Here is a 15,674-nt window from a genome sequence, read left to right on the forward strand (position 1 = left end):
GTGACGCGCCCGCTATCAATGGTTAGGAAAGCTTCCTAACAGCCACACGGGAACGGAGTCCCCGCATGCCCGCGCGCACCCCGAAGTCGAAGACCGCCCGTACCGCACTGATAGGTCTGGCCATCGCGCTCCCCGCCTCCCTCGCCCTGGCCGGCGTCGGCCAGGCGGCCGGGGCCCCGCACGCGACCGCGCCCCGTACGAGCGCCGCCGCGCCCGCCGTCAAGGCGACCGGGCTCGACGACCCGAAGAAGAAGGAAATCGCGATGCAGATCGTCGCGAGCGCCGAGAACTCCGACCTCAACTGGCGCGACTACTACAAGTACCTGGAGGACATCAAGGACGGCCGCGGCTACACCGGCGGCATCATCGGCTTCTGTTCGGGCACCGGCGACATGCTCGAACTCGTCGAGCTCTACACCAAGAACAAACCCGACAACCCGCTCGCCAAGTTCCTCCCCGCCCTGCGCAAGGTCAACGGCAGCGACTCGCACGCCGGCCTCGGCGCCCCGTTCGAGAAGGCGTGGGAGAAGGCCGCCCAGGACCGGGTGTTCCAGCAGGCGCAGGAGTCCGAGCGCGACCGCGTCTACTTCGACCCGGCCGTCAAGCAGGGCAAGGCCGACGGCGTGGGCACGCTGGGCCAGTTCGCCTACTACGACGCGATCGTCATGCACGGCCCCGGCGACAGCAAGTACAGCTTCGGCGGCATCCGCAAGACCGCCATGTCCAAGGCCAAGACCCCGGCGCAGGGCGGCGACGAGAAGAAGTACATCAGCGCCTTCCTCGACGCCCGCAAGAAGGCCATGCAGAGCGAGGAGGCGCACAGCGACACCAGCCGCGTCGACACCGCGCAGCGCGTCTTCCTCAACGCCGGCAACCTCGGCCTCGAACCGCCGCTGAAGTGGAAGGTCTACGGGGAGTCCTTCGAGATCAAGAAGTAGCGGACGACGCCGACGGGGCGGGGCCGGCCGTCGAGAAGACGAACGAGAACGACGCCGGCCCCGCCCGCAGCCAGTGCTCCGGCAGCACCCCCGGCCCGCACGACTGGGTGCCGATCCCGTGCTGGGCGTGGTCCAGATGGACCCGGACCGTCTCGCCCGGCACCAGGTCGGAGGTGTGCGCCGCCGCGTCGAGCCGCTCGGCCGTCCAGCGCCGCGCCGTGAACCAGAAGGCGGGTGCGCCCTCGATCCGCACGCCCGCGCCGTCCGGGCGGGTGAGCCGCGCCCACCGCACATCCGCCCGCGCGCCGTTCTCCTGCGGCCGTACGTACGGGGTCTGCATCGCGTCCACCGGCATCGTGTACCGCCCGATCCGCGACGCGGCCCGGGTGTCCGGATACGCCTCGCCCGGCCCGCCGCCGAACCACTGTGCCTCGCCGAACTCCCCGGGCACGTCCAGGCGCACGCCGAGCCGGGGCAGGGGGCACGGCCAGTCGCCCTCCGGCGCCACCGCCACCACCAGGGACAGCCGCTCGCCGTCCGAGGTCCAGCGGTACTCCGCGCGCAGCCCGAGCCCGCTGCCCGCCGGGGCGAGCCGCGCCCGGACCAGCAGCGCGTCACCGTCGGCCCGCACCTCGTCCACCCGGTGGCGCATCCGGTGCAGCCCGATCCGCCGCCACAGCGGCCCGTGCCGCACCTCGCTCTGCCACGGCGCGCCCTCGTCGTTGTCGGTCGGCGCCCGCCACACGTCGAGCCGGGGTCCCTCCACACGGAAACCGCCCAGCGAGCGGAGCGCCCCGGTCGCGGCGTCGAAGACGCCCGGCCCGAGCCGCACGGACGCGGCCTCCTCGTCGGACCGGGGCGCGGTGCGACCGGTAGCTTCCATGGGCCCGCCCCCATCCAACGGCCGTGATGTGTCCGCAAATTGACCCCACGCCACCTCGTGCCCGGCCTCCGCCCATGGAGCGGGGTCGGTCAGCGCCGCCCGTACGGTCCACCACGCCTCGCCCGCGCGCGAGGAGGGCGGGGGAGCGGGCAGCTTCAGCTCCGTGCTCCCGCCCGGCGCCAGTGACGGCACGTCAAGCCGCCCCTCCGCCACGGAAACGCCCTCGATCTCGTACGACCAGGAGAACGCCAGATGCGACAGGTCGGCGAAGTCGTGGCCGTTGGCGATCCGTACGGTGCCCGCGTCCGGGCCGGCCTCGATCCGCACCGGCTCGACGACCTTCTTCAGCTCCAGCAGGCCGGGCGACGGCGTACGGTCCGGGAACAGCAGCCCGTCGCAGCAGAAGTTGCCGTCGTGCAGCTCCTCGCCGAAGTCGCCGCCGTACGCGAAGTACCGCTGCCCGTCCGGCGTGTGCCGCGCGATGCCGTGGTCGATCCACTCCCACACGAACCCGCCCTGGCACCGCTCATGCGTCTCGAACAGCCGCTGATACTCCGACAGCCCGCCCGGCCCGTTGCCCATCGCGTGCGCGTACTCGCACAGGATGAACGGCAGACCGCGCCGTCGTGCGTCCAACTCGCTGTCTTCATAAGGCTCTTCCGCCCGCCGGCCGATCCGGTCGACCTCGGCGTGGTCGGCGTACATCCGCGAGTAGACGTCCGTGTCGCGGCAGGACGGATCGCCCTCGTAGTGCAGCGGGCGCGACGGGTCGCGGTCCCTGATCCACCGCGCCATCGCCGACAGCCCGGCCCCCGAACCGCTCTCGTTGCCCAGCGACCACATCACCACCGACGGATGGTTCTTGTCCCGCTCCACCATGCGCGCCGCGCGGTCCAGCAGCGCCGGGGTCCAGCGCTCGTCGTCCACCGGGTTGCCCCGCCACCCCAGCGCGTGGAAGCCGTGCGTCTCCAGGTCGCACTCGTCGACGACCCACACCCCCAGCTCGTCGCAGAGCCCGAGAAAGGCCGGGTGCGGCGGGTAGTGGCTGGTGCGGACGGCGTTGATGTTGTGACGCTTCATCAGCAGCAGGTCGCGGCGCATCGTCTCCAGATCCAGCGCCCGGCCCGACTCCGGATGGAACTCGTGCCGGTTGACGCCCCGGAACAGCACGCGGCGCCCGTTGACCCGCAGCACGCCGTCCGCCACCTCGACCGTACGGAACCCGATGCGCAGCCCGATCCGCTCGCCGCCGGTCACCAGCTCCCCGGCGTACAGCCGCGGCGTCTCGGCCGTCCACGGCGACACCGCCATGCTCGTCCACTCGCCCGTGGCCATGTCGATGCCCAACTCCGGTACCAGCACCCGGCCTTGCGGCTCGCACTCCACCCGCAGCGTCCCCGCGCCGCTCGTGTGGTCGTACGAGGCGTGCACGAAGAAGTCCCGCACCGCGCCCTCGGGCCGCCTCTCCAGCGTCACCTCCCGGAAGATGCCGGGGAGCCACCACTGGTCCTGGTCCTCCAGGTAGCTCCCCGACGACCACTGGTGCACCCGCACCGCCAGCACGTTGCCGCGCGCCCGCAGCAGCCCGCCGACGGCGAACTCGTGCGGCAGCCGGCTGCCCTTGAAGTGGCCGAGCTCCCGCCCGTTCAGCCACACCCGCGCGCACGACTCCACCCCCTCGAAACGCAGCACCGCGTCCTCGCCGACGGGCCACTCCTCGGGCAGGTCGAACAGCCGCCGGTAGTCCCCGGTCGGGTTCTCGTCCGGCAGCCGGGGCGGGTCGACGGGGAAGGGGTAACCGGTGTTCGTATAGGCGGGCGCGCCATAGCCGTGCAGCGGCCAGTGCGCGGGCACGGGCAGCTCGTCCCAGTGCGCCGCGTCGAAGCCGGGCCGCGCGAAGTCGTCCCCGGCCGCCGTGGCGGACGGCGACAGCCGGAACCGCCACACCCCGCCGAGCCGCAGCCGCGCCGCGTCGGTGGCCGCCGTCCACGCGCGGGGCGGCAGGGTCCCGGCGCCCGGGGAGACGTCCTCGTAGTACGGGGCGTTCTCGTAGGCGTTCTCGCCCGAAGGGACCGGCGTGTGCGGTGCCTGGCTCATCCTTCTCCTCACCCAGCGGCTCTACCCGTCCCGCGCCGCCCGTCGGCCACACGGTTCACTCGCCAACGCTGCGGTATGGCGGCCGTCACGACAAGAGGACAGGGCCGCCGGAGGGGGACGAACCGGGAAATTCGTATGTACGGGCGGGTGTGCCGCCGGACGCGTTGCCGGGCGTGCCGCCTGACGCGTCGCCGGGCGGGCTGCCGGGCGCGCCGTCGGATGGGCCGCCGGGCGCGCCGTGGGCTGTGCCGCCGGACGGGCCGCCAGGTGCGCTGCCCGGGGCGGGCGGCAGGCCGGGCAGCTCGACCGTCACGTGATCGCCCGTCACCGTCACGGCGGCCGCGTCCCGCAGGGCCCGCGGATCGACGCCGTCCCGCGTCAGCGCGACGAGCGTGACATGCACCGTGCGGCCGCCCGGGTGATCGGGGAAGGTGAGGTACGGCGTCGCGGAGTGCGGCCCGAAGGCATTGGCCCGGGCCTCGTGGTGGACCCCGGAGTTCGCCCAGCCGTGCAGGCCGACCACGGCGCTCACCAGGCCGTCGGCGGTACGGGCCAGGGCCCAGCCCGCCCCCGGCTCGGCCTGCGGCGGCTCGTCGCCCGCCACCGCGTACCCGCCCTCGCGGACCCCGGCGCCGGGCGGGGCGTCGACGCGGTGCACCCGGATCTCGTACGGCCCGTGCACCAGCGAGGTCGTCTCGATGCCGTGGGCGCGGGCGTCGCCGGGCAGCGCGGCCGCGTGCCGGCTGGAGGCGGTGCGGCCCGCGCAGGTCAGCGGGTGGACGCGGGCGCGCCGGGAGGGGATGCCGGCCGGGGAGACGAGCGCGATATGGCTGTCGACGGTGTGCGCCCAGGCGTGCGGCGCGCTCTCGGGGGCGGTGGCGGAGGAGTAGGCGAGCTTGGCATAGTGCGGGTCGTCGCCGTGCGTGCCGTGCTCGCCGCCGGGCCGCCAGTGGTCGCTGCCGTGGTTGACGAGCCGGACGATGCCGTCGCTCCGCGTGCCGTGCAGCAGCCACCCCGGCGCGGGCAGCGCCGTGTACTGGTCCGACTCTTCCACAGGCAGGGAGAGTTCACGCTCCGTCCAGACGGGGTGGCCGGGCGGCAGCAGCAGGCCGAGGAAGCCCTTCGACGCCCAGTAGGGCGACGCCGGGCCCGAGTACGCCTGCGTGGTGGGCAGATGGGGCCCGTACCAGCCGAGGGTGAGCAGCCCGCGGCCGTCGGGGACGCCGTGCTCGGTGAAGTGCCGCACCGCGCCCGAGGCCAGACGGCGGGTCAGGCCCGGCGCGAGCGGCGAGCAGTCGGCCAGCGCGCCCATCCACACCGGGGCCACGGCGGCGAACCGGTAGGTCAGCGACCGGCCCTGGTGCACGGGAGCGCCGTCGCCGCCGAAGAAGTGCGGGTAGGTGGTGAGGAATTGCCGCAGCCGCGCTTGGTAGACGGCGGTGCGCCCGCCGTCGTCGCCGCCCGCCATCCGCGACCACAGCAGCGGGTAGAAGTGCATCGCCCACCCGATGTAGTAGTCGAAGTTCCGGCCGTCGCCGTCGCTGTACCAGCCGTCGCCGCGATACCAGTCCTCGACGCGGTCGAGGCCGTCCTCGATGTCGGCCCGCGCGTGCGGCGCCCCGACCGACGCCAGGAACTGCGTGGCGACGACCTTGAAGAGCCGCCAGTTGTTGTCATGGGTGGACCGGCCCGCGAACCCGCCGAGCCAGTCGACGATCCGCTCCCGCACCCCGCCGTCCAGCCGGTCCCAGATCCACGGGCGCGACTCGGACAGGGCGACGGCGATCGAGGCGGCCTCGACCATCTGCTGCGACCGGTCGGTGATCGCGGGCCACGCCTCGCCGCTCGCCGGGTCCGTACCGGCGGCGAGCCCGGCCGCGTACCGCTCGGCGAACCGCTCGACCGGCGTGTCGCCGTGCCCCGCCCGGCCGCCGCCGGGCTCGGACCCGCTGCCGGGCTCGGCGCCGCTGCCGGCGACGCGGAACGCCGCGAGCAGGAAGGAGCGGGCGAAACCCTCCAAACCGTCCGACAGCTCCCCGGAGGAGCTGGTCCGGCCCGGCAGCCGGTACTGCGCTCGGCCCGGCGTCGCGTACGGTTCGAGCGCGTCGAGGAGATGGTCGGCCATCGCCTCCCAGTGCGCGCGGGTCCAGCCCGTACGCGGGGAGAGAGCATGATCGGCGGGCGGGAGAAACTGCCGTTCACAGTGCACGCGCCCCAGAATGTCCCCGCTCGCCGCGGCTGACAAGGAACCTCCCGCCCGCCGTCGGGCACGGGCTCGCGGTGCGGGCTTGTGCGGGCGCCCCGGCCGGGCGCCCGCACCCCGCGCTCAGCCCTCCATGTCGCAGCACGAGTCGCGGCGCAACTGGCGGCCGACCGCCAGCCACCCCTCGTCGTCGTGGCGCGCCGCCGCCCGCTTCGCCGCCGCGCTCCGCGCCTCGTACGCCCCGACCAGTCGCCGCTGCTCGTACGGCACCCCGCCGCGCAGCACGGACACCGTCCGTACGAGCGAGTCGAAGTCCGCGAACGGGTCGCCGTCCACCACCGCCAGGTCCGCGAGCTTGCCGACCTCCAGCGTCCCCAGGTCGCGGTCCGCGCCGTAGACGCGGGCCGGCAGGACCGTCGCCATGCGCAGCGCCTCGGCGGCGCTCAGGCCGCAGCGGTGCAGCGCCCGCAGCCCGAGGTGGAGCGAGAGGCCGACCGGGACGAGCGGGGAGTCCGTGCCCAGGGCGACGAGCCCGCCGCCCGCCAGCACCCGCCGGTAGTTCTCGATCTCCGTGCGCAGCACGTCCAACTGCTCTGCGGTGGGCGGGATCTTGGCGTTCTGCTTGACCAGCGCGGAGTCCCAGGGCGGCATCAGGGTCGTGACCCGCGGGTCCTCGGCCAGTTCCGGCGCCTCGCCGATCAGCGGGGAGGACGTGAAGACCGTCGCCACCATATGGAAGTCCGTGGCCGTGTAGATGTCGACCACGTCCTCGTACGCGCGCCCGCCGGCGGTCACCGCGTGCCCGAACTCAAGCCGCTGCGTCGCCTGGAGATGGGTCGTCAGGTCCTGGCCGACCTGGACGCCCGGCGTGCACAGATGGCTGCCGCTGCGCACCCCCAGCTCCTCGTGGGCGTACTCGGCGGCCTCCTTCATCACCCAGGACGGCGCGCGCACATAGGTTTTGACGAAGTCCCAGTCCAGCGCGGAGGCCCGGGTCAGGGAGCGGCGCAGCCCGGCGGGGGTGCGGTGCGCGCGGCCCATGCTGTACGCGACGCGCGAGCCGTCCAGCAGCTCCCCGGTCGACAGCAGCCGGGGCCCGGCCAGCCCGCCGGCGTTCACCGCCTCGCGGACGCGGGCCTCCTCGTAGGCGAAGCCGCCGAGCGCGACCGCCGTCGTGATGCCGTACGCGAGCTGCAGCGCCGTCTGCCGCCCGCCGTACGTGCTCTGCCACGGGTGGGTGTGCGAGTCCCACAGGCCCGGGATGACGGTGCCGGACGACGCGTCCACGGTGTGCCGGCCGGCCCTGCCCGCCCGGTGCGGCTCCACGGCGGCGATCCGCCCGTTTTGGACCAGCACGTCGACGTCCTCGCGGACCGCGTCCCCCGTGGCGTCCCAGAACTTCCCGGCGTGCACGACGGTGTCGGCGGGCCGGGGCCGCCGGTAGTCCAGCGCGACCCGGACCGTACGCGCCGAGCGCTCCGCCACGTCCAGCAGCCGCAGCCGCCCGGCCGACAGATACATCAGCGAACGCGAATCCCCGGACCAGGACGGGTGGTCCGCGGCCTCGTCGGTGAGCCGTCGCGGCGCGCCGTCCGGAGTCCCGTCGGGCCGTACCGGCAGCACCCACAGGGCGGACTCGATGATCAGCGCCATCGAGCGGCCGTCCGGCGACCACACGGGGCCCGAGTCGTAGCGGTCGGAGATCGAGACGTGCGGGGCCGCGGCGTGCAGCCGGTCCTTCCCGGTCGCCGTGTCCACCACGCGGATGAGGTTGTACCCCTCGCGGAACCGCTGGTTGAGCCGGTTGCGATCGCACAGCGCGATGTAGCGGCCGTCGGGGGACCAGCTCGGTCTGCCCGGCAGCCCGCCGCCGCCCATCGGCGCGGCCAGCACCCGCTCCGCGCCGCTCGCCAGGTCCCGTACGACCAGATTGCCGGACATGTCGACGGCGGCGAGCCGCTTGCCGTCGGGCGACAGCGCCGGGTGCACCCGGCCGCCCTCCGCCAGCACCGTCTCCTTCCCGGACGCGAGGTCGCGGCGGCGCACGGCGAGCAGCCCGTCGCGGTCGTCCGCGTAGACGAGCGCCTTGCCGTCCGCGGTCCAGGACGGTGCCAGTACGTACCGGGTCGGGTCGGCCCGTACGATCCGGCGCGGTCTGCCGCCCGAAACGTCCGCCACCCAGAGGGAGTTGAGGGCGGCGAACGCCACCTGCCGGGCGTCCGGGGACAGCGCGGGCAGATGCAGGGAGCGCACCGGACGGACCCCGTAGCCGTCGAAGTCGTAGCGCTTGACGCGGTAGCGGGGCCGGTCCACGGACAGCGTCCCCTTGAACGGGATCGCCGTCCCGGCATCGGGCTCGTCCGGCCGGACCAGCCGGAACCGCCCGTCCACCGTCAGCAGCACCTCGTCCCGCGACACCCAGCGCACCGGCACCGGCGCCACGTCCCCGGGCACCGCCACGGCCTTGCCGTCCACGACGAGGGCGCACGACCCGTGGCCGGACGTGGCCGCGCCGGCGGTCCGCAGATACGCGAGCCGCCCCGCCGCGGACAGCGCCGGGGTCATCACCTGCGCGTCCGTCTCCTCCGTGTGCTCGGTCTCGACCGCGCCCCCGCCGTCGGCCGGCACGGACGCGACCGTACGGGCATCCAGCCCGGACTCGCCGGCCTTCGCCCGTACGAACAGCAGCCGCGAGCCGTCCGGCGACCAGGACGGGTCGAAGTCCTCCCACGCGCCGTCCTGCAGCGGACCCTCCTGGCCCGCGAGCCCGGTGATCTGCCGCAGCGACCCGGTCCGGGCGTCCGCCACCCAGACGCGGTACGGGCTGCCCTGCACCGGGTCGCCGCCGCGCTCTGACGCGAACGCGATCCGGGTGCCGTCGGGCGACCAGGACGGGCCGCGGTCGTCCCACGGCCCGTCGGTGAGCTGCCGCAGCCCGCTCCCGTCGGGTCGCAGCGTCCAGATGTGGAAGCCGCCGCCCCGGTACGCGCAGACGGCGAGCTTCCGTCCGTCCGGCGAGAAGACCGGACGGGTGGGCTCCAGATCGGGCTGGGTGAGCTGGACGGCCGTACCGCCTTCGTGCTTCTCACGTCCCCCGGAGGTCACCCGGGGGATCGACCACAGGATGTTCTGCACCTCGACGACGAGGCGGTCCCCGGCGGGGGAGAGGGTGCCGGAGCCGTTGGTGGCGGCGGTGAACGACAGGGTGGCCGGCGCGGTGGCCGTGGCGGCGGCGGCGGTGGTGGTGGCCGTCCCGGCGGCCAGGGCCTCCGAGGGGACGGCCACCACCGCGCCCGCCGCGGCGGCGGCCCCGGCCGCCGTCTGGAGGAACCTGCGCCGGGAGAGGGCGCCGGGCTCGGGGGTTTCCGTGGGGTCGGCGGTGGCCAACTGTCCTCCTGGGGCGCGGGGATCGTGCGGGTCAGGGGTGGGACCTGGGCAGGTTGCCTCCCGCCCAGGTCCTTGGTCAACACCACGTCACAAGATCGTCGTAAGCGGAACGCGGGCGCCCCGAGCCCGGCGGACACCCGGGGCCCGGGGCCGCGCCGAGCCTCCCGCCGAAGCTCCGCCCGAACCCTTCGCCGGAGCCCTGGCCTCCGCTTTCGCGCCCGAGCCGTTGTCAGTGCCGGGCGCTACGGTCGTTCGTACCGTACTGATCCAGCTCGGACCGGTGCGCCACCCACCGGCATGCCCCGCTGTCGCCACGAACGGCCGAACGGAGAGACCCCGATGCCCACCGCCGAGGATGTCCGCGCCATCGCGCTCTCGCTCCCCGAAACCCAGGAGAAGCTCGCCTGGGGCCGCCCCACCTTCCGCGTCGGCGGCAAGATCTTCGCCTCCCTCGCGGACGACGACACCTCCATGGGAGTGAAGTGCCCCAAGGAAGAGCGCGCGGAGCTGATCGCGGCGGAGCCGGAGAAGTTCTTCCTGCGACCGGGGCACGACGACCACTACGACTTCATGCGCGTGCGGCTCGCCGCCCTGGAGGACACCGACGAGCTGCGGGCCATCCTCACCGACTCCTGGCGCCAAGCGGCCCCCCGCAAGATCGCCGACGCCCACCCCGGCCTCACGGGCGCGGCCGAAGCCTGACCGCCCGCCCGTACGCGCGCTGTGCCCGCTCGGTGACGCCCGACCCCGCTCCCACCCGTTCCCCCGCCCCTTCGCCCCGCACAGACCCACAGGTCAGAAGGTGGGAGCGACCACCCGCCGAAGTGCGGTATCGTTCTCATGCGCGGTCGGCCAAGGCAGCAGCCCAGGCCGGGTGAGCATCGGGACGTGGCGCAGCTTGGTAGCGCACTTGACTGGGGGTCAAGGGGTCGCAGGTTCAAATCCTGTCGTCCCGACTCGAAAGAGTCGCAGGTCAGAGGGTCGTATCAGAGAAATCTGATGCGGCCCTTCGCTGTTGTCGGGCGCTTCGGCGGGGGGTGAGGGGGCGCGCCGCCCCATGATCGGGCACCGGCCGGTTCCCTGCGGTTCGGCCGATACGAACCGGGTCGCTCGGGTCACCGTGGGTAAGGATGGGCGCGGGTGATCACCTGGCGGACGGTGGTGCCCGGCTGTCGTGGAAGGGGAACGGCTATGCGTACGCTGACCTTCGTCGTCGGTACGGGGCGCAGCGGGTCGACCGCGCTCTCCCATATCGTGAACGCGCATCCGGACGTGCTCAGCCTCAGCGAGCTGATGGCCTCGGTGGGTTCGGACGGGCTGCCGGTGGAGGAGCTGGACGGCGGGGAGTTCTGGAGACTGCTCGCGGAGCCCAATCGGGTGTTCGACGCGATGACGCGCAGCGGGGTGCCGCTGCCGGAGTTCGTCTACATCCGCGAGCCGGGGCGGTTCGGGGTGGAGACCACGGGGATTCCCGCGCTGTCGCTGATGGTGCTGCCGCATCTCACCGACGACCCGGACGGGCTGTTCGACGAGCTCGAAGCGGAGGTACCGCGGTGGCCGGCCCGTAGCGCGGGGGAGCATTACGAGGCGTTGTTCCGGACGCTGTGCGCGCGGTTCGGGCGGGGGGCCGTGGTGGAGCGCTCCGGGTACTCGACGCATCTGGTGCCGCGGCTGCGGGCCGCGTTTCCGCGGGCGCGGTTCGTGCACCTGTTCCGGGACGGGCCCGACTGCGCGCTGTCCATGAGCCGCCACGTCGGCTTCCGGATGATCTACCTGCTGCGGGAGCTGCGGGACCGGGCCGGGGTGCGGGAGATGAGGGAGCTGACCGAGGAGCACGTACGGGCGCTGCCGCCCGAGATGTCGGCGCTGCTCGGCCCCCGCTTCGACCCCGCGCTCGTACGCGACCGGGACCTGCCCCTCGAAGACTTCGGTGCGCTGTGGTCGGAGCTGGTGGCCGAGGGGGAGGAGTCCCTGCGCGAGGTGCCCGCCGACATGCGGACGCGGCTCTCCTACGAGGACCTGCTCGACGCGCCCCGCGAGGAGCTGACCCGGCTCGCCGAGTTCATCGGCGTCGAACCGCTGCCCCAGTGGCTCGACGCCGGGAGCGACCTGCTCGACAGCGGGCGGCGCGGCGCCTCCCGGAGGCTGCCGTCCCGTGAACTCGACGCCCTCAAGGAGCGGTGCGCGCCGGGAGTGCGGGCGCTCGCGGCCGCGCGCTGAGGGCTTCGCTGCCTTGACGCCTTGACGGCTTGACGGCTTGACGCCTTGGCACCGGGGGCAGTTGGGTGGCCGGCTGCCCCCCGCTCAAGGTGGGAGGGGCAGCCGGCCGGCCGTGCCGTCGGCGTCAGCGGGGCTTCTCGGCCGCGTCGCCCAGGTGCCGCCAGCGCACCGGATCGTGCGCGTCCGCCCCCTCCCTGGCCGTCGGCAGCGCGCCCCGGTCGGCGCACTCCAGGACCAGCATCTCGTCGCCGCCGGGCTGGAACGCGTAGTCGACCCGGTCGATCCGCGAGGCGACGCCGAAGCCGTCCAGCGCCTTGCGCAGCCGGTCCAGCGGCTCGTACCGGATGTCGCTGGTGTGGTGCACCAGCGGGAAGAGGCGCACCTGCCGCCGGGCCACGCGGGCCAGTTCGATCAGCGAACTCAGGTGGAACGCCTCGTCGAGCTGGGCCCCGTAGGAGAACAGGAGATGGGAGCTGAGCACGAGATCGAAGGAGCGCTCGGGGAACGGCAGGCTGGGCAGCGAGCCCTCGACATAGCGCTCCGGGCGGGCGCGCAGGTCGGCCGCGAAGGTGCGGGCGGCCTCCGTGCGCAGCCGGGTGTAGCGCTCGGCGTCGCCGAACCAGCTCCAGACGAACTTCGCGGCGTTCTCCGTCATGAACGCGTGCTTGTGCGCGATCTCACGCTCCACCAGCTCCCCCAACTCGGCCCGGCCGGCGCCGTATTGGGGGTCGACGGCGACGGCGTCGGTGCCGCGCTCCCCGGCCAGGGCCGTGAAGCTCGCCGATCCGCCGGGGCAGTCCAGCACGCGCAGCGCGAGATCGTCGTCCGACAGTGCGAACATCGCGCGGTACTCGTCGAAGGAACGGGCGCTGATCAGCATCGCACCGCCTCACCCTCTGCCGATGAAGGGCATGGTCGTCGGCAGGACCGTCAGGAACTGCACATTCGTGTCGAGCGGCATCGACGCCATCAGCAGCAGCGACTCCGTGAAGCGCTCGACCGGGATCGTCGCCTCCACGGCCATCGTCCCGTCGCCCTGCATCGCGGGCGGCTGCGGGCTGCCGTCCACCGGGGTCACGTTCCCGACGTCGATCTGCCCGCAGGAGATCCCGTACGGGCGGCCGTCCAGCGACAGGGCGCGCGTCAGCCCCAGCACGGCGTGTTTGGCCGTGGTGTAGGCGACGGCGTTCGGGCGGGGCGAATGCGCGGACGGGGCGCCGTTGTTGATGATGCGTCCGCCCTGCGGCGACTGATCCCGCATCACGCGGAACGCCTCCTGCGCGCAGAGGAACGTGCCGGTGACGGTGGTGTCCATCACCCGGCCCCAGTCCTCGAAGTCCACGTCCGCGACCGGCCGGCGCGGCACGGCCGCGCCCGCGTTGTTGAACAGCAGGTCCAGCCGGCCGAACCGGGCCCGTACGGTCTGGAACAGGGCCGCCACCTCGCCCGGGTACCGGATGTCCGTGGGCACGGCGATCACCCGGTCCGGGCCGGCGCCCGAACTCGCCGCCGTCTCCTCCAGCGTGTCCTTGCGGCGCCCGGCCAGCGCCACCGACCAGCCCTGGTCGAGGAGGGCGAGCGCGCTCGCCCGGCCGAGCCCGCTGCCGCCGCCCGTGACGACGGCGATCTTCCCCTCGCCGGTCTTCCCTTCGCCGCTCACCGCTCGTTCATCCAAGCGCGCAGAATCCGCCGGGCCTGGGGGCCGGGCACGTCGACGTAGGGCGAACGGCCGTGCAGCACCCGGCTGTTACGGATCATCAGCAGATCGCCCGCGCCCAGCCGCATCCCGAAGGCGATCTCCGGGCGATAGAGCACCTCGTCCAGAAAGTCGAGGGCCGCCAGCCGGTCGGCGTCGAGGTCGGCGGAGGCCCGTACGGTCCGGGTCTGGTAGTAGCAGCCGATCGTCCCGTCCTCCTGGGTGAACAGGATGGGCGTGGTGAGGATCTGCTGGCCCGCCCGGCCGGTCCGGTCGAAGGTCCACTCCTCCTTGAGGAGGGCGAGCACGTCCGGGCGCTCCCGCTCGATGATGTCGTGCACGTGCCGGGCGCTGGCCAGCTTTGTGTTGCCGCCGCCGTCCACGGCGGGCTGGAGGCACAGCAGCACCAGCAGGTCACACGTGTCGCAGTGGAAGCCCAGCTCGGTGGCGCCGTCGCCGTCCCGGTCGCGCAGGATGGTCCACAGGTCGCCCTGCGCGTTCTGCGGGATGGGGGCGGCCACCTCCCGGAGCACGAACGAGAGCTGCGTGATGAGGTCCGCGTCGGACGCCTCCGGCGAGAGGACGTTGCGGACGTTCACGAACCCCACCGTGTCCAGGCTCCGCCCGATGAACGAGCGTACGGCCGTATACGCCTGCTCGCCCGCGCCCCAGCGCTCGGCCAGGGAGTCCGCCTCCAGCAGCCGCCGGTCCGCGTCGCCGACCGTCAGCGACCACACATCGCGTGCGGACTCCAGATACTCACTGGTCCAACCAATGTCGCCGATCGTGGTTCCGGTCATGATGCGATCCATCCCTTCGGGAGCCGTGCTGACTTGCGGTCGTTCGGTGTGCGGGTGCTCATGCCCCGGTCGTTCGGTGTGCGGTCGATTACCGGGTGGTTGTCCACCGGGTGGGTGCCCGGCGTGCGGTCGTGGTTCTCGTCGGCGGTCAGGACGCCGCCGCGGCCGACCACGAGGGCGGTCATCACGCCGCCGCGGCCGACGACGAGACCGCCTTCGCCCAGAGGCTCAGCGCCTCGTCGATCTGCTCGGCGCTCACCACGAGCGCCGGGATCATGCGGATGACATTGCCGTGCACCCCGCAGGACAGCAGAAGGAGGCCGAGGTCGGAGGCGGCGCGCTGGGCGCGCTGGGCGGCCTCCGGGTCGGGGGAGCCGTCGGGCCGGCAGAACTCACTGCCGGCCATCAGCCCCAGCGCCCGTACGTCCGCGATGGCCGGGGCGTCCGCGGCGATCCTCCGCAGCCCGTCCGCGAGCCGCCGCCCCTGCTCGGCGGCGTTCGCCACCAGCCGCTCCTCGCGGATGACGTCGAGCGTCGCGAGGGCCGCCGCGCACGCCACGGCGTTGCCGCCGTACGTACCGCCCTGCGACCCCGGCCTGGCCTTGGCCATCAGCGCGGCGGGCGCGGCGATCGCCGAGAGCGGGAAGCCGCTCGCCAGCCCCTTGGCCGTGGTCAGGATGTCGGGGACGAGTCCGTCGCTGTACTGGTGCGCCCAGAACTTCCCGGTCCGGCCGAACCCGGTCTGGATCTCGTCGAACACCAGCAGAATCCCGTGCCGGTCCGCGCGTTCCCGAAGTCCCGTCAGGAACCCCGCGGGCGCGGGCACATACCCGCCCTCGCCCAGTACCGGCTCGACGAACATCGCGGCCGTCTCCTCCGGCGCGCTGACCGTCGCCAGCACCCGGTCCAGCCCGCGCAGGGCGTGCTCGACGGCCTCCTCCTCGCTCAGTCCGAGCCGGAAGGCGTCCGGGAACGGGGCCACCGCGACGCCCGGCATCACCGGGCCGATGGCGGCGCGGAAGCGGTGCCCCGCCGTCGTCATGGCCGCCGCGCCCATGGTGCGGCCGTGGAACGAGCCGTCGAAGACGATCACGTTCTGCCGGCCGGTGGCGTGCCGCGCGAGCCGCAGCGCCGCCTCCACCGCCTCGCTGCCGGAGCTCATGTAGAACAGCGAGTCCAGACCGGGCGGCAGCACCTCGCCCAGCCGCTCGCTGAGCGTCAGCAACTGGTCGTGCAGCACCGTCGTGTACTGCCCGTGGATCAGCCGGCCCGCCTGTCGCTGTACGGCCTCGACCACGCGGGGGTGGCAGTGGCCCGTGTTGGTGACACCGACACCGGAGGTGAAGTCGAGATAGCGCCGGTCGTCGGCGTCGAAGAGATACATCCCCTCACCCCGCGTGGCGACGACGGGGGTGGCCTGCTTGAGCATGGGCGAGAGCTGGGACATGGC

11 protein-coding genes and 1 tRNA gene are annotated in these 15,674 nt (G+C 73.5%); 4 read left to right on the forward strand and 8 right to left on the reverse strand.

Annotation, left to right across the window (positions count from 1 at the left end; all coding sequences use genetic code 11):
- The first annotated feature begins 65 nt into the window (after positions 1-65).
- Positions 66-938, forward strand: a complete 873-nt coding sequence (locus IF55_RS32280; RefSeq protein WP_030890264.1) for a chitosanase — start codon at positions 66-68, stop codon at positions 936-938.
- Here IF55_RS32280 and IF55_RS32285 read toward each other — a convergent pair.
- From IF55_RS32285 to IF55_RS32295, 3 genes are all read right to left on the reverse strand, one after another.
- Positions 928-3,918 carry a glycoside hydrolase family 2 TIM barrel-domain containing protein gene (locus IF55_RS32285; protein WP_048832932.1) on the reverse strand — a complete coding sequence of 997 codons (2,991 nt, stop codon included), beginning with the start codon at positions 3,916-3,918 and terminating at the stop codon, positions 928-930. The genes IF55_RS32280 and IF55_RS32285 overlap by 11 nt on opposite strands.
- An 85-nt stretch (positions 3,919-4,003) precedes the next feature.
- Positions 4,004-6,127, reverse strand: coding sequence for a DUF2264 domain-containing protein (locus IF55_RS32290; protein ID WP_245661581.1), 2,124 nt, complete (start codon positions 6,125-6,127; stop codon positions 4,004-4,006).
- 117 nt (positions 6,128-6,244) lie between these two features.
- Positions 6,245-9,508: an amidohydrolase family protein gene (locus IF55_RS32295; RefSeq protein ID WP_030890272.1), complete on the reverse strand. Its 3,264-nt coding sequence runs from the start codon at positions 9,506-9,508 to the stop codon at positions 6,245-6,247.
- A gap of 339 nt (positions 9,509-9,847) precedes the next feature.
- On the opposite strand from IF55_RS32295, the gene IF55_RS32300 reads away from it, so the two are divergent.
- The 3 genes from IF55_RS32300 to IF55_RS32310 all read left to right on the forward strand — a co-directional run bounded on the left by IF55_RS32300 (position 9,848) and on the right by IF55_RS32310 (position 11,728).
- Positions 9,848-10,210 (forward strand): MmcQ/YjbR family DNA-binding protein, encoded by a 363-nt coding sequence (locus tag IF55_RS32300; protein ID WP_030890275.1) that lies wholly within the window; start codon positions 9,848-9,850, stop codon positions 10,208-10,210.
- 180 nt (positions 10,211-10,390) lie between these two features.
- Positions 10,391-10,464, forward strand: a tRNA-Pro gene (locus IF55_RS32305).
- A gap of 235 nt (positions 10,465-10,699) precedes the next feature.
- On the forward strand, positions 10,700-11,728 hold the full coding sequence (locus IF55_RS32310) for a sulfotransferase family protein (RefSeq protein WP_030890278.1): 1,029 nt from the start codon (positions 10,700-10,702) through the stop codon (positions 11,726-11,728).
- Between the two features lie 124 nt (positions 11,729-11,852).
- On the opposite strand, the gene IF55_RS32315 is transcribed toward IF55_RS32310, so the two are convergent.
- From IF55_RS32315 to IF55_RS32335, 5 genes are read right to left on the reverse strand one after another with little or no spacing between them, the layout of a single operon-like run.
- Complete coding sequence (locus tag IF55_RS32315; RefSeq protein WP_030890281.1) at positions 11,853-12,608, reverse strand: methyltransferase domain-containing protein; 756 nt, start codon at positions 12,606-12,608, stop codon at positions 11,853-11,855.
- A gap of 9 nt (positions 12,609-12,617) precedes the next feature.
- Complete coding sequence (locus IF55_RS32320; RefSeq protein ID WP_030890284.1) at positions 12,618-13,388, reverse strand: SDR family oxidoreductase; 771 nt, start codon at positions 13,386-13,388, stop codon at positions 12,618-12,620.
- Entirely contained in the window at positions 13,385-14,224 is an 840-nt protein-coding gene (locus IF55_RS32325) for a TauD/TfdA family dioxygenase (protein WP_030890287.1), read from the reverse strand. The genes IF55_RS32320 and IF55_RS32325 overlap by 4 nt, the downstream gene beginning before the upstream one ends.
- The gene (locus IF55_RS32330; protein ID WP_030890291.1) at positions 14,221-14,409 is read right to left on the reverse strand and encodes a hypothetical protein; all 189 of its coding nucleotides are present in this window, start codon (positions 14,407-14,409) and stop codon (positions 14,221-14,223) included. Before IF55_RS32330 ends, IF55_RS32325 begins: the two co-directional genes overlap by 4 nt.
- Positions 14,409-15,671, reverse strand: a complete 1,263-nt coding sequence (locus IF55_RS32335) for an aspartate aminotransferase family protein (RefSeq protein ID WP_030890294.1) — start codon at positions 15,669-15,671, stop codon at positions 14,409-14,411. The genes IF55_RS32330 and IF55_RS32335 overlap by 1 nt, the downstream gene beginning before the upstream one ends.
- Positions 15,672-15,674 lie beyond the last annotated feature (3 nt).

The sequence above is a fragment of the Streptomyces varsoviensis genome, assembly GCF_000718635.1.
Lineage (GTDB): Bacteria > Actinomycetota > Actinomycetes > Streptomycetales > Streptomycetaceae > Streptomyces > Streptomyces varsoviensis.

Excerpts from the sequence above, each read along its gene's own strand:
- IF55_RS32280 (WP_030890264.1), top strand. The coding sequence starts at position 66 with ATGCCCGCGCGCACCCCGAAGTCGAAGACCGCCCGTACCGCACTGATA.
- IF55_RS32285 (WP_048832932.1), bottom strand. The coding sequence starts at position 3,918 with ATGAGCCAGGCACCGCACACGCCGGTCCCTTCGGGCGAGAACGCCTAC.
- IF55_RS32300 (WP_030890275.1), top strand. The coding sequence starts at position 9,848 with ATGCCCACCGCCGAGGATGTCCGCGCCATCGCGCTCTCGCTCCCCGAA.
- IF55_RS32310 (WP_030890278.1), top strand. The coding sequence starts at position 10,700 with ATGCGTACGCTGACCTTCGTCGTCGGTACGGGGCGCAGCGGGTCGACC.
- IF55_RS32315 (WP_030890281.1), bottom strand. The coding sequence starts at position 12,608 with ATGCTGATCAGCGCCCGTTCCTTCGACGAGTACCGCGCGATGTTCGCA.
- IF55_RS32325 (WP_030890287.1), bottom strand. The coding sequence starts at position 14,224 with ATGACCGGAACCACGATCGGCGACATTGGTTGGACCAGTGAGTATCTG.
- IF55_RS32330 (WP_030890291.1), bottom strand. The coding sequence starts at position 14,409 with ATGACCGCCCTCGTGGTCGGCCGCGGCGGCGTCCTGACCGCCGACGAG.
- IF55_RS32335 (WP_030890294.1), bottom strand. The coding sequence starts at position 15,671 with ATGTCCCAGCTCTCGCCCATGCTCAAGCAGGCCACCCCCGTCGTCGCC.